Below are 13,485 nucleotides of genomic sequence, written 5' to 3' on the forward strand. Positions count from 1 at the left end.
GGGACGTCAAGCTCCTTGATGGGATTGCCATTCGCTGCGAAGCAGGCCGAAGCCAATGACATCATGATAGGCGTGACCATCGAAGTGATGGTCGCGGAGGTGTGCTTCTCTGGTAAAGCCCAGGCGCTCGTGGAAACGCAGCGAGCGATCATTCCTGTCCAACGCTTCGCCACACAACTTGTGCAGCCCTAGTTGGCCGAAGGCATGCGTCAGGGCGGCGAGCCCCAGCGCCTGGCCGCTGCCTCGCGGCGCGTCAGGGGCGAGATAGAAGCCCCAGTCCGCCCGCTGCGCGTCGGCATCCACCAGCTGAATGTTGACGAAGCCGAACGGCTGTTCTTCGCGTTCGGCCAACAACAGATGACGGTGCGGGTCTTCCTGGGAGCGCAGAAACCAGGCCCGGTGTTCGGCCTCGCCGATCTCGTGCCGGGTATACATGTAGCGGCGCACCTCGGGATGGTTACGCCACTGGCGCACCTGGGCGAGATCGGCTTCCTGGAGTGGGCGCAATGTGGTGGCAGCCGGTGTCATGCAAACGCGTCCTCCTGATGCATGGCATGGCAGAGCGTCATCACCCCCTCCCCTGCCGTTAGTTGGGCGGCGGCTCGGCGTACGGCCTGCAGGGTATCGGGCACTTGGAGGGCGGCAAGATGGCGGGACAGCCCGTCGACAATTTGCTCCGGCCTGCCCACGCAGATCGCCGCACCGGCGGTGTCCAGCGCCCGGGCAATAGGCTGTTGATTCTCGGCCAGCACCAGCATCAGGGTGGGCAGGCCCAGACAGCAGCGCTCCCAGGACGTACTGCCGGCGGCCCCGATGGCGAGGTCCGCCTCGGCCATGCGCCGGGCCATATCCGACACGTTGACCACCACCTCGATCGGCCAGGGCAATTCGGCGGCCCTAGCCTTGACGTCATACAACCAAGGAGCCGTGGCGCCCATCACCACGGTAATCCCGAGATCCTTCGGCAGATCGCAGGCCTTGAGAGCGTCGAGTACTTGGCCGGTGGCATTGTCCTTGTCCACGCCGCCCAGGCTGATCAGCAACCGCTTGAACGGAGCGTGGCGTCGGCGGGCCAGGCTGCTCTCACGCAGCTCGGCAAATTCCGGTCGCAATAGCGCAAACTGCGGGCCGGCCAGCACCTGGCACGCCATCGGCACCAGGCCGGCATAGTCCTCGGCTGCACGCCCCAGGTTCTGATCCAGCAGCAGGCCGGCGCAATGGGGGCGGTCGGCCAGGTCGTCGATGGCCAACAGACGGGTTCGCTCAGGCAGCACGGCCGCTTCCCAGCGGGCATCCAGCGCATAATGATCCACCACCAGCCAGTCCGGAGCGAGGTGTGCCAGCAGGGGACGACAGGCCTCGGCATCCTGCTCCCAGGTCGTGCCCAGCCAGTGCGTATGATCCGGTTGGGCGTCGTCTTTCCGGGCTGCGGCGCCTTCCTGGCGCACCATGGGCAACCGATGCGCGGTAAAGCCCCGTGCCTCGATCGCCTCGATCAGATGGCCCGGATGTTCACGGCACAGGAAGTGACACTCGGCGCCCTGCGCCGCGAGGGCCTCGGCGAGAGTCAGGCAGCGCATCACATGCCCGGTGCCGATCTCGAGCGAGGCGTCGGCGCGAAAGGCCACCACGCTGGCGGCGTTGTGGTTCGCTGTGTCGCTCATGCCTGGCCCTCTTGCCCCGCCTGGTTCTCGGCCTGCCAGGCCCGGAACAACCACTCGGCGCGCTGCCAGTCTTCTGGGGTGTCGATATCCTGCACGCGATGACGCGGAAGCTTCACCGGCACGGCGCGCTGGCTGAAGATCGGCGTGCCGGCCCGCCAGGCCTCGGTGCGGCCCCAGTAGAATTGCCCGGCATCGTGCCACGCCTCCTCGAGATCCTGGGAGCGGGTAGTGAAGTGCTCGGGCTGGAACATCGCCACGCAGCCTTCGGGCGTCAGGCGCAAGGCGCGCTGGATGGGAAAGGCGTAGCTGGTCACCGAGAAGGCGTAATCCACCTCATCACCCTGCAGCGCCGAGAGGCCTGTCTTCAGGTCATCCGCCTGTACAAAGGGCGCGGTGGCGTAGAGGCAGCACACCGCCTGCGGCGCCTCGCCCTGCTCGCGCAGCCAGTCGATGACGTGGGCGATCACCGGCAGGGTGCCGGTATGATCGTCGGACAGTGCCTCCGGGCGGTGGAACGGTGCCTCGGCGCCATGCGCCTCGGCCACGGCAGCGATCTCGTCGTCATCGGTGGAGATAAGAATCCGGTCGAAGCAGCCGCTGGTCCGCGCCGCCTCGATGGACCAGGCGATCATCGGCTTGCCGGCAAATTCACGGATGTTCTTGCGCGGAATCCGTTTGCTGCCGCCGCGGGCGGGAATCACGGCAATACAGCCAGTGACAGCGGTATCGCTCATGCCACCTCCAGCGCCTGGTGCAAGGCAGTAACCACCTGGTCCTGCTGCGTTTCGCTCATGGTGGGATAGAGCGGCAGGCTGATGGCCTCGGCGTAATAGCGCTGCGCCTCGGGGAAGTCGCCCGGCCGGAAGCCCAGTTCCTGATAGTAGGGCTGGGTGTGCACGGGAATATAGTGCAGGTTGACGCCGATACCCTGCTCACGCAGCGCCTCAAAGACTTGGCGATGCGTCACGCCGATCTGGTCGAGCTCGAGGCGAATCACGTAGAGATGGCGCCCAGAATAGGCGTCCGGATGCTGCCAGGGGGTGGTCACAGACAACTCGGCCAGCCGGTCATCATAGCGAGCGGCAAGTTCGTTGCGCCGCGCTACATAGGCACCCAGCCGCTCGAGCTGAGAAAGCCCCAGGGCCGCCTGCAGTTCTGTCATGCGGTAGTTGAAACCCAGGTCGACCTGCTGGTAGTACCAGGGGCCATCGGCCTCTTGGGTCATCAGCGCCGGGTCGCGGGTCACCCCGTGGCTGCGCAGCAGGTCCATGCGACTTGCCAGAGCGTCGTCGTTGGTCAGCGCCATGCCGCCTTCGGCGGTGGTGATGATCTTCACCGGGTGGAAGCTGAACACGGTGATATCGCTGTAGCGCCCGCCGCCAATGTAATCGTTCTGGTACTTGCCGCCGATGGCGTGGGAGGCGTCCTCGATGATCATGAAGCCGTAGCGCTGCGCCAGGGCATGGATCGCCTGCATATCGCAGGGCTGGCCACACAGGTGTACCGCCACCACCACCTTGGGCAGGCGCCCTTCCTGTTCGGCCTGCTCGAGCTTGGCCTCCAGCGCCCGAGGGCAGAGGTTGTAGGTGGCCTTGTCGATATCGACGAAGTCAACCTGGGCCCCGCAGTAGAGGCCACAGTTGGCGGAGGCGACGAAAGTGATCGGTGAGGTCCATAACCAGTCGCCCTCCCCCAGGCCGAGTGCCAGGCAGGCGATATGCAGCGCCGAGGTGGCGCTGTTCACTGCCAGGGCATGGCGGGCGCCGACCTTGTCGGCGACGGCCTGCTCAAAGCGCGGCACCACCGGGCCCTGAGTCAGGAAGTCCGACTGCAGCACAGCCAGCACAGCGTCGATATCGGCCTGCTGAATATCCTGGCGTCCGTAGGGAATCATCAGATGGCTCCGATCTTTTCCCAGTTGACATCGATCCACGCCCGGAGCTCATCGTCAGTCATCCACTCCGCGTTGTTGTCGCTGGCATAGACGAAGCCTTCGGGCACCTTAGTGCCATCCTTGATGCGGTTGGCATCCTGGTCCCAGCTGTTGATGGCCGGCAGGATCTTGAAGTGCTCAGGGTACTCGTAGGTGTAGTAGGCATCCTCGGCACCGATCATTTGCTCGTGGAGCTTCTCGCCGGGGCGAATGCCCACCACCTCCTGCTGGGTGTCAGGCGCCACCACCCGGCCCAAGTCGGTAACCTTCATGGAGGGGATCTTCTTGACGTAGATCTCGCCGCCTTCCATGTCCTCGAAGGCATGCCACACCAGCTCCACACCCTGCTCCAGGGAGATCATGAAGCGGGTCATGCGGTCGTCGGTGATCGGCAGCACACCTTTGTCACGGACTGACATGAAGAAGGGAATCACCGAACCGCGCGAGCCCATGACATTACCGTAACGAACCACCGCGAAGCGGGTATCATGTCCACCGGCATAGGAGTTGCCGGCCACGAAAAGCTTGTCGGAGGTCAGCTTGGTGGCACCGTACAGGTTGACCGGGCTGCTGGCCTTGTCGGTGGACAGCGCAACGACCTTCTTGACGCCCTTGTCAATGCAGGCGTCGATCAGATTCATGGCGCCGATGACGTTGGTCTTGACGCACTCGAATGGGTTGTACTCGGCGGTGGGAACGATCTTGGTGGCGGCCGCATGCACCACATAGTCGACGCCGTCCAAGGCCCGGTATATGCGATCCCGATCCCGCACGTCACCGATGAAGAAGCGCACTCGAGAGTCGCCCTGAAACTTCTTGGCCATCTCCCACTGTTTCATCTCGTCGCGAGAGTAAATGATAACCTTCTTGGGATTGTATTTGTCAAGAATCATTGGCACAAATTTGTGCCCAAAAGAGCCTGTACCACCTGTCAACAAGATAGTAGATTCACCAAACATATCAATCTCACAACCAGAAAATTAAATCAAGCTTCGACAAGCTCGACACTTGAAACGAAGTTGACACGAAAAACTAATCGACGTCTTAACTCTTCCACCAAAAGGTCTTTATTTCCTTTTTCTTTAACATCCACTATTTCCATGGAATTGTGCCAAATATCACAGCCTTTTCTATCTTTCTTTCGCCAATCGATCTCTGAAGAGTTAGAAAACATCAGTGACGCACAGCCCAGCGCACCAGCCAGCTCAGCAACTGTAGTCGCTGGAGAAATGATCAAGTCCATACACTTCATCAAGGCCGCAACGCTATCAAAGTCGTTATAATGATCAACATCTTCAAAATCAATTAGTTTTCCTGGGAACCTTCCCTCAACCCAGTCAAGTTCCTCTTGGCACTCATCGTATTGAAAATTGACGAACTGAACACCTTCAATATCGAAAATTTTAGACAGTTGCTCAATCGATAAATAGTGCTCATTTCTGGCACTGGTAGCAAGGCTGCTTCTCCATGAGACTCCAACAAGAATCTCTCCCTTGTGCTTTTTTAACCTTTCTTGAAACCCTTCAACCAAAATGGGGTCTGCTGAGAGATAAGCAAGCCCAGGAAACTCATCCTTGCTTGGCAAAACCCGATGAAGCATATCAGTAACGAAAAGGAACTTATCAGAGCATTGAATCTGACTTACTGCCGAGTTATCCATAACATTTATGACATCAGATCCGGGCACATGAGAATAATCATCAAGATCAATTTTATCCACATACCTTGGCCTTGCAACAGGGACGAACTCTAAGGCGGGAAAAGACCTAGAAAACAGACTCCGCAAACGAGGGCTACAAGAAATGAAGACCTTTTCGGTCCCAAGATTGCCAGCCAACCTATTATAGATGGATGCAAATCGGATTTCATCCCCAGGCCCGAAGATTGCCAGCAAGAAGACTTGCTCCTTCCTTTCCAATAGCTTATCAAATTTATAATATTTTTCCTTATAGTATTTTTCAACAGAGCAGCGCACCCTAATGTCTGTGAATGTTTCAAACGCTTCCCGAATCATCCCATTGCCAAAATAGGCTTTCCTTCTGTGCATTTCCCCTATATTAATATTTTGAGAAAGCGCTTTTTTCATGAGATCTAGGCTTTCCGCATACATCCCCTTCAACACAAAAAGCCTCATCGACTCGGCCACATTCATAGAAGTCAACCCCCTAGCACGCACTGACTTCATAAGAGATAGCGCGTCCCCCAGCTTCCCATTATATGAAAGAGCCTGAGATAGCCTTACTAGATCACCTTCAAGACCACCTTCTAAATCAACAACCTTTCTTGCTATCCTCTCGGCCTTTTCATAGTTCTCAAGAGTAATATAGGCCTGTGCTAACCTGCCACTGGGAAAAGCATCTAACCTTACTTGACAAGCAAAAATATCAGCATCATGAGGAAGAAATTCATCCTCAAACTTCTGTATATTAAACACGGCAGCCCCAACAGAGTCCGGCCGATAGTAAACGAGCTTACTCAAGACTCTAAGATGCTCTTGCCTGCTATTAGCCACCCGATTGGAAAATGACTTAAACTCAGAAAGTGCGCCATGCCGATTTGCAAAGAAGGGGCCCAACCCATGCAAAAGCACAGAAAAACTTCGCATTGATGAAAAATCAAAGAGCAATTCTGACAAGGTCACAGCCATTTTTACTGTCTTAGACAGTGAAAAGCCAGACAAGAAAAGCAACCTAAAGAGCTCATCTAACCCAGAAAACTGACGGTCATATAATTTATTTTCTATGGTTTCAAACACAGCCAGACAAAGATCATTGTTCAAGACTGGGCTTTCCTTATCAATACTTACGTTTTTTCTTATAAGCTGTTTGTCTTCGCCACCACACTCTTCAATGTACCTAATATACAAGGAATTTTCAATATAAAAGATCTCTTCATTGTCTGACTTAGAAAGTAACCATACCCAATGCTTCAACAGGTAATCACCAGGAAAACACCCTTCAAGATCCACAAGGATAATGTTAAATAACTCATGATCCAAGAACTCACGCACAGAAGTTAAATACTTGTCAATGGACCTGCTATCCGAAAAGCAACCAATAAAAATATAAGGCAGAAGTTTATTGTACACCCCCCCTCCAAAAGAAAGGTGGCGTTTGTGATCAAAATTCTTTACCAGTAGAAAATCAAACTCATAATCCTTTCTCTTGCTAGCCTCTACCAACGCCAACGGCCAACTACCACCATGAAAAAGCCGAACAAAATCATTAGAATCTCCTTGGAAGACCAACTCTTTACAAGCCTCTTTATTAAGAGCATCTCTCTCAATAGAAATCCTATAGCATGAAGCCATCAGCCCAACAAAAGAGTCCGAGAGATTGGCCAAATACCTAGGATAGATAATATAGGCAGCTAAAAACAGCTCAGTTAAAGATAGTTTTCTTCCACGTCTCTCTATCTTGACCCTATCATCGGTCAATCCCCACCCCGAATAAAAAGGAGCACCAACCAGAGTAACCTTCTTCCCTCTAATTAGCGCTTCCAAACCCGTCAGAGAAGTGATCGTATAGACGTGATCAGCACTTTCTATAAAGTCAACGACTCCCTCTTCGGGAGATGCCAGTTTCGCAAACTTCTCAACACGCTTCTTCTTGAATGCGCTTTTCTGAAAGCCTTTGTAGACTTCAGGATGGGGCCGATACACTATTTCTGCTTCGGGATTCTCATAATAAGCAAGTTTCACCAGTTCTTCACTGGTCCAGCCATCGGGATTACCATACCTGATAGAGGCATCTGCATCGACCTGACCAATAACAACCACTCGCTTCTTGAGCTTTACATTATTTCCGCCCGGAACCGTAGGGAGATTGTACTTTGACAACCTCAGGGCCTTCAGTTCAGAAAGCGCAACCTCAGCATTCTCTAATAGCTGAGCATCAGCATCAAAGTCATAAAAGTTTAAAATATTCTCAATATCAGAAGGCTGATGACAGTTATAATACAATCCAGTTTTATCTATTACCAACGAATAGGGGGTAGCATGCGAGGCCCCTAACTCCGCAGATCGAACAAACCCATCTTCTATACGCCAGATAGGGCAATTTGCCAGCTGCAGATAGCGAGAAAGGACACTGGTTTCAGTATAGCCCCAAACAAGGGCGGCCGACGGTTTTATTTTAAGGCGCAAAAAAAACCTTATCGCGCTAAAACCCACCTTTTTCCTAGGTAGAAAAGCCACACGGTAGTCTGGAAGATAGTCTGCCACAAACCCGAACTTCCAATCATTGCATCCAATGACCGTTATGATGGGAAATTCTGGGTTATCTATCCAGTTATCACCCACTAGATGTAGATTCTCGTAGCCAGTCCCCTCACCTAGTACTTTATATGGGTCCTGAACTTCATAGGGGTATTTGTCTCCAACCGGGTGCTTTTTGCTTAAAAAAAACTTGACCTTTAAATCTATATAATTTAGAGCTTTTTTATCTAGAGGGCTTTTATTTCTAAAAAACACGACTTAACCTCGGGAGATTGAAGTACATTCAGGCAACAACATGCTAATAGTAAAGTGTTGCACTTGATCATTTAAACCGCCGCATATCAATAGGTAGATAGCAAGCCATGCGGCGGCAGGTGTTCGATATATTGCGCTGGAATACAACCGGTAGCGCCAGCACATTGCAGCCGGCGGGGTCAGTCGCGATGGTCGCGGATAATCAGTACAAGCATACTGGCGATCAGCGCCAGAAACAGAGTGACGATGGCAAATACCGCGGTATTGTAGAGGCGATCCGGTTTTGAGGGGTAGTCCGGAAACAGCGGGCTCTGCAGTACGCTGACCTGCTTGAGCTTGCGGGCCGCTTCGAGACGAGTGTTTTCTAGGGCGCCCAGGGCACTTGAGTAAGTTTCCTGAGCGAACTGGGCCTTGAGCTCGAGGGTTTCATACTGCGAGGAGATACGGTTGAGCGACTCGCCAGTGGCCTGGGCCAGGCGATCGCGCTGCTTCTCGATCTGCTCGCGCAGCGCCTCGATCTCTGCCTGCACGCGGCGCATCTCGGAGGACTGTGCGCTTTGGTAGCTGGAAAGCGCCTTGCGCTGAGCCTGCACGCGGGCTAGCTCGCCCTCCAGGGTGGCCACGACCTGGTTGATGCTTTCCACGGTACTGGTGGGCGATACCAGTCCTTCCTTGTTCTGGAAGGTCAGCAGTTCGGCGCGGGCCTCATCCAGGCGGCCATCCAGGCGTTGCAGCTGCTGTTCGAGGAAGGCGACCTGTTCCTCGGCCAGGCGCTGGCCCATCTGGTTCATGTGCGCCTCGCCGGTTTCCAGCAGCAGCTGAACCATCCGGTGGGCAAACTCGGCCGTGTAGGCCTGCACCTGGATGTTGAGCACGCCAGCGTATTCGTCCATTTCCACTTCCACGCGACGCAGGTAGTACTTGTGCAGGTCCTCGATGGGCGCCTCGGGATCCCGCAGGCGGGCGAAGAAGTCACCGTATTCACTGTAGTGGCGGCGGAAGTCCAGGTCTTCCTGTACGCGCTTGAGCATATCCACCGAGAGAAGGTGCTCGCGCAGCAGCAGCAGGTCCTTGTCGCCCGAAGTGCCGGTAAGGATGGAAGAAAAGCTGATATCCGGCTGGGCGATCTGGGGGTTTTCTAGAACCACGGTGGCGCGAGAGAGATAGCGGTTCTCGGCCCACAGGAACCAGTAGGTGCTGACGAACACAATGGCCATTATTGCCACCACCCAGTGAGGCTGGGACTTGATGAATCCTTTCATTGAAAAGGGCTCGTTGATAAAAGTAATGGAAGAAGACAATCAATCGCGGGATGCATCGCGCCCTTATACGTGGCGAGCTACCTCGGTTTCCGCGTGGTAAGCGGCGATGGCGTCGTTGATGTGGTCGTACCAGGTGGCATGACCATTCTGGAGATAGATACCGGCCTGGCAGAGGTCTTTCAGGATGCCCTCGCTATGACTGACCATGATCAGGCTGGCCTGGCCGACCTTGTCCTTGAAGGCCTTGGTGGCCTTGGCCTTGAAGGCGCGATCGCCCACCGAGGTGGCCTCATCCGAGAGGTAGACGTCGAAATCGAAGGCCAGCGAAAGCCCGAAATTGAGGCGCGAGCGCATGCCGCTGGAATAGGTCTTGATTGGCTCATCGAAGGCCTTTCCGATCTCGGCAAACTCCTGAACGCGTTGGATGATTTCCTCTTCCTGCTGACGACCGCCATGAACTCGGGCCACGAACTTGACGTTCTGGCGGCCGGTCATGCTGCCTTGCAGGCCACTTGATAGCCCAATAGGCCAGGAGGCACGACATAGGCGGCGAATTTCACCTCGACTGGGGGTATCCATGCCGGCAATCAATTTCAGCAAGGTCGATTTGCCCGCGCCGTTTCGCCCCAGCAGCCCCACGCTTACCCCATTGGGAATGGTGAGATTGATGTCTTCCAGCACCCAGTCATAAACGCGCTGCTGGCGATGGTAACGCTTGTAGAGGCCGTTGATCTCGATCATTTCGCCTTCAGCTTCTCCTTGAAACGCACGTGCATAAGCAGACCCAAGGCGACGGTGATCAGCGTAAAAATCCAAAAGTAGGTTGCGCTGGTGCCGTACACGACCTTGTAGCCATCGAAGAAGCCGGCGCGCAGCAGCTCGAGCCCATGTACGATGGGGTTATACATCAAATATTCCAACAGCCAGTGGGGCAGCTGATTGAGCGGGAAGATCACGCCGGAAAGAATGAGCAACGGCATGCTGATCATGCGCACCACGGTGGCCACTTCGGGAACCAGGGTGCCAGCCACCGAGGTGATCAGCCCCAGCCCGAGGCCCAGGCTCCACAGCGAAAGCCACCAGCCCATGGCAGCGATGGCGTCGTCGGGCGCCATATCCATACCGAGCATCAGCGCACCGACAATGAACAGCAGGAAGATGAAGGTACGCAGCAGCCCTTCAAGGGCATTGCGCACCAGTACCGGGTCCACCGGCTGCACCTGGCGGTAGGCAAATAGTGCACTATTGGCATCCACCGCTCCCAGGCCGCGCATCATGCCCTCGCGGATCAGGAAGAAGCCCATCAGGCCGGTGATCATCCAGGGGATGAAGTCGGCGCCCACGATCAATCTGTCGCCGCTGATGAATGAACGAATCGCGACCATGATCAGGGTGAAGGCCAAGGGCTCGGCGATCATCCAGAACCAGCCCATGCGGTCGGCCATGGTGCGCGAGATGGCCTCGCGCATGAACATGGCGTACCAGACGCTGCGCGTGACCTGCCAAGGGGTGCGGGCACCGGAGGTATTTGAGTTCACGTCAGGCATTACAGATCTACAGCAACCTTGGTGGCCACGGCGATCTGGTAGAGGATCTGCGTGAGGCTGGTGGCCAGTTGCAGGTTCTTGGTGGGCACTTCGGGCATCACCAGGATCTCGTCGCCGGGACGCAGGGCCACGTCGTCGGCATTGCGCACGGCGCCGTTCTGGCGCACCACCAGGATGTGGTCGTCATCGCCGCGCTGGGTGACGCCGCCGGCGCCTTCGATGTAATCCATGGCGGACATGCCGGGGCGGTAGACCACGGCCTGGGGCACCACCACCTCGCCGCTGATCAGGATGGAGTCGCTGACCTCGGGGATGGTGATGACGTCGCCGTCCTGCAGGCGGATGTCGCTCACCGGGCCGTCATGGGCCACCACCAGGCGGCCGCTGGGCTCCAGGTCGCGGGCGCGCTCCACGAACTGCTGGATCATCTCGGCTTCGCGGACGCGGATCTGGGCTTCCTCGTTGGTGGCCGAGGAGGCGCCGAGGTAGGTGGTCTCCAGGCGACGCAGGCTCTCCTGCAGCGATTGGCGTTGCTGCTTGGCCACGCTCTCGCGCTTGAGCGAGATGCTTTCCACGGCCGTCATCTCCTTCGGCACGGCGATGGCATCGAGCAGCTCGCCCAGGCGCGCGTCGCGCGGCAGGGCATAGCGGGAGGGGCCGTAGTAGCTGCCTTCCAGCTCGACGACGATGGTCTCGTCGCGCTGGTCGACGCTGAACAGCACCTCGTCACCGCTGCGCACCGTCTGGCCGCTGAAGGCGTTGAGCGGGAAGTAACGCGCGATGGGGCCCTCGTCGCGGGAGCCGCGCAGCAGCACGTGGGAAACACCGCTTTGCAGGCGCGCCAGGCGGATCACTTCGCCACCGGTAAGCTTGTCGCCCCGCAGTTCATAGCGGTATTCACGCTGCACGTCGCCCACCACGGCGATCGCCGGGCCGCGTTCTTCCACCACGATGGTGTCGCCGTCGCGGAACTGCGGCCGGGGCAGCTGGCCGTCGAGCAGAAAATCGTAGAGGTCCAGAGTGTCGAGGGTGCGGCCGTCACGCACCACCCGGATCCGGCGGTAGCTGCCCAGCGCCTGGTCGATGCCGCCGGCCTGGTCGAGGAAGTAGAGCGCCGAGTCGCTGGGGGTACCGGCATAGCGGCCGGGGTTCTCCACGTAGCCGGTCACGAACACGCCCACCGGCTGCACGCCCTGCAGGTTGGTGTAGACCTCTACATCCTCGGGGTAGACCTCCTTGATGGCCTGACGCACCTTGGCATCAAGCTGCTGGCTGGTGCTGCCCTGCACACGCAGTGGGCCGATGGCGGGAATGAAGATGTTGCCCTGGGCGTCCACCGGCATCACGCGGTCGATCTCCGCGGCGCCCCAGGCGCGCAGGGTGACCTCGTCGCCGGGCTTGATGGTGTAGCCGGGATTGAGGCCATCGGCACGGGTACCACGGAAGCCGCCCTCGAAGAGGTTGGCGCCGAACGGCGGCAGGGCCTCGGTGGCAGAATCCAGCTGCTGTTGGGGCACCGGGCCATAGTTGGCACTGCGCCAGTCCGCGCGGGGCCCCTCCTGCACCTGGTCCGGGGTGCCCTGGCTCTGCTGCTCGTCGGGCAGGATATTGCCGGGCAGGCTGATGGACTGGGCGCTGGCCAGCGTGGGTAGGCCCAGCAGGATCAGCGCCATGGCCAGGCGGGAGAGGGTTCGGGGCATGGCGATCATCATCGAGCGCCTCCTTGGGTCAGTGCCTGGGTCACCTGCCGACGCACGACCCAGGCGCCGGTGGCGGTCTCGCAGGCGATGGCGCCCTGCTCGGCCTGGCGGCCCGCGTGGCGAACGGTGAGCTCACGGCAGGGGCGTCCACTGGCCGCGAAATAGCTCGTATCGGCCACCACTTCGACATCCCGCCCCCAGGGGCTTTCGGCCAGCTGAATGGCCGCCCCGCCGCTGGACTGCCCAAGAAAGCCGCTGAGGTTGGCACCCAGCCGTTTGCCACGCTCGCCGCCGGCCACGACCGAGCCGGCATCCTTGGACTGCGGGGCGGGCTGCAGGGCGCAACCGCCCAGCACGGCAACTAGAGCAAGCGTTACCGCCAGGCGCGCGCCGTCCCGCACTTTCTTATGAGTGTCTTGGGTCCTCATGGATAGCCTCTCAGGTGTTGGAGCTGATGCGGCACCGGCCCGCCAGAAAAAAGGATGAGCCAGCCGCAAGGCACAGGAAACGGCCAGACACGCTACCGCCCAGGGATTGTCGCCGGGCTTCTTCCCTTGCCCTTAAAAAACAATAACTTGCCCCGCCACACCCTGTAGCGAGGAATTTCATCCGACGGAAACGGGGGACCATTCTATGCGCTGAGCCTGCTAGCGACCACCCGCGATTCCGGGGTCAGCCCCCTCAGCAGATTTTGGAGTCAGACACCAACGTAAATCTCGGAAAGTAACTTAGGGCGATGTCGTACACACATGTACGCCTTCTCTTACATGAACCATGCAGTATTAGCGCAGCCGTACTTTAGGGATGGCAGAAGCCCCCAGTGTCAGGATGAGTGTCGTGCCCTCTGATACCCTGTTCTTAACATCCAGGGGGCGATAGGAGCCGCTCATGCCTCGCTACTCCGAGGA

General features: G+C 57.6%; 11 protein-coding genes. All 11 read right to left on the minus strand.

The annotated features are described in order from the left end of the window. Positions 1 to 6: 6 nt before the first annotated feature. Complete coding sequence (pseH, locus tag CR157_RS06350) at positions 7 to 528, minus strand: UDP-4-amino-4,6-dideoxy-N-acetyl-beta-L-altrosamine N-acetyltransferase (protein ID WP_110282631.1); 522 nt, start codon at positions 526 to 528, stop codon at positions 7 to 9. Then, entirely contained in the window at positions 525 to 1,664 is a 1,140-nt protein-coding gene (gene pseG / locus CR157_RS06355) for a UDP-2,4-diacetamido-2,4,6-trideoxy-beta-L-altropyranose hydrolase (RefSeq protein ID WP_110282632.1), read from the minus strand. The genes pseH and pseG overlap by 4 nt, the downstream gene beginning before the upstream one ends. Next, a complete protein-coding gene (gene pseF, locus CR157_RS06360) occupies positions 1,661 to 2,398 on the minus strand; it encodes a pseudaminic acid cytidylyltransferase (protein ID WP_110282633.1) in 738 nt (245 codons plus the stop codon). Before pseF ends, pseG begins: the two co-directional genes overlap by 4 nt. Further along, positions 2,395 to 3,558 carry a UDP-4-amino-4,6-dideoxy-N-acetyl-beta-L-altrosamine transaminase gene (pseC, locus tag CR157_RS06365; RefSeq protein ID WP_110282634.1) on the minus strand — a complete coding sequence of 388 codons (1,164 nt, stop codon included), beginning with the start codon at positions 3,556 to 3,558 and terminating at the stop codon, positions 2,395 to 2,397. Before pseC ends, pseF begins: the two co-directional genes overlap by 4 nt. Next, positions 3,558 to 4,556 carry a UDP-N-acetylglucosamine 4,6-dehydratase (inverting) gene (gene pseB / locus CR157_RS06370; protein ID WP_110282635.1) on the minus strand — a complete coding sequence of 333 codons (999 nt, stop codon included), beginning with the start codon at positions 4,554 to 4,556 and terminating at the stop codon, positions 3,558 to 3,560. Before pseB ends, pseC begins: the two co-directional genes overlap by 1 nt. 26 nt (positions 4,557 to 4,582) lie before the next feature. Next, a complete protein-coding gene (locus CR157_RS06375; protein WP_110282636.1) occupies positions 4,583 to 8,068 on the minus strand; it encodes a capsular polysaccharide export protein, LipB/KpsS family in 3,486 nt (1,161 codons plus the stop codon). Between the two features lie 179 nt (positions 8,069 to 8,247). Continuing rightward, positions 8,248 to 9,330 (minus strand): chain-length determining protein, encoded by a 1,083-nt coding sequence (locus tag CR157_RS06380; protein WP_110282637.1) that lies wholly within the window; start codon positions 9,328 to 9,330, stop codon positions 8,248 to 8,250. A gap of 63 nt (positions 9,331 to 9,393) precedes the next feature. Then, positions 9,394 to 10,071: an ABC transporter ATP-binding protein gene (locus tag CR157_RS06385; RefSeq protein WP_110282638.1), complete on the minus strand. Its 678-nt coding sequence runs from the start codon at positions 10,069 to 10,071 to the stop codon at positions 9,394 to 9,396. Next, positions 10,068 to 10,877 (minus strand): ABC transporter permease, encoded by an 810-nt coding sequence (locus CR157_RS06390; RefSeq protein ID WP_110282639.1) that lies wholly within the window; start codon positions 10,875 to 10,877, stop codon positions 10,068 to 10,070. Before CR157_RS06390 ends, CR157_RS06385 begins: the two co-directional genes overlap by 4 nt. After that, positions 10,877 to 12,589, minus strand: a complete 1,713-nt coding sequence (locus CR157_RS06395) for a polysaccharide biosynthesis/export family protein (RefSeq protein WP_258364081.1) — start codon at positions 12,587 to 12,589, stop codon at positions 10,877 to 10,879. Before CR157_RS06395 ends, CR157_RS06390 begins: the two co-directional genes overlap by 1 nt. Next, positions 12,586 to 13,005 (minus strand): DVU3141 family protein, encoded by a 420-nt coding sequence (locus CR157_RS06400; protein ID WP_110282640.1) that lies wholly within the window; start codon positions 13,003 to 13,005, stop codon positions 12,586 to 12,588. The genes CR157_RS06395 and CR157_RS06400 overlap by 4 nt, the downstream gene beginning before the upstream one ends. Positions 13,006 to 13,485: the final 480 nt, after the last annotated feature.

The sequence above is a fragment of the Halomonas sp. LBP4 genome (assembly GCF_003202205.1).
Taxonomy (GTDB): domain Bacteria; phylum Pseudomonadota; class Gammaproteobacteria; order Pseudomonadales; family Halomonadaceae; genus Halomonas; species Halomonas flagellata.

What these genes read in the sequence shown, in the direction of transcription:
- CR157_RS06385 (WP_110282638.1), bottom strand. Translation starts at nt 10,071, where the DNA reads ATGATCGAGATCAACGGCCTCTACAAGCGTTACCATCGCCAGCAGCGC.
- CR157_RS06400 (WP_110282640.1), bottom strand. Translation starts at nt 13,005, where the DNA reads ATGAGGACCCAAGACACTCATAAGAAAGTGCGGGACGGCGCGCGCCTG.
- pseG (WP_110282632.1), bottom strand. Translation starts at nt 1,664, where the DNA reads ATGAGCGACACAGCGAACCACAACGCCGCCAGCGTGGTGGCCTTTCGC.
- pseB (WP_110282635.1), bottom strand. Translation starts at nt 4,556, where the DNA reads ATGTTTGGTGAATCTACTATCTTGTTGACAGGTGGTACAGGCTCTTTT.
- CR157_RS06390 (WP_110282639.1), bottom strand. Translation starts at nt 10,877, where the DNA reads ATGCCTGACGTGAACTCAAATACCTCCGGTGCCCGCACCCCTTGGCAG.
- pseC (WP_110282634.1), bottom strand. Translation starts at nt 3,558, where the DNA reads ATGATTCCCTACGGACGCCAGGATATTCAGCAGGCCGATATCGACGCT.
- pseH (WP_110282631.1), bottom strand. Translation starts at nt 528, where the DNA reads ATGACACCGGCTGCCACCACATTGCGCCCACTCCAGGAAGCCGATCTC.
- pseF (WP_110282633.1), bottom strand. Translation starts at nt 2,398, where the DNA reads ATGAGCGATACCGCTGTCACTGGCTGTATTGCCGTGATTCCCGCCCGC.
- CR157_RS06380 (WP_110282637.1), bottom strand. Translation starts at nt 9,330, where the DNA reads ATGAAAGGATTCATCAAGTCCCAGCCTCACTGGGTGGTGGCAATAATG.
- CR157_RS06395 (WP_258364081.1), bottom strand. Translation starts at nt 12,589, where the DNA reads ATGATGATCGCCATGCCCCGAACCCTCTCCCGCCTGGCCATGGCGCTG.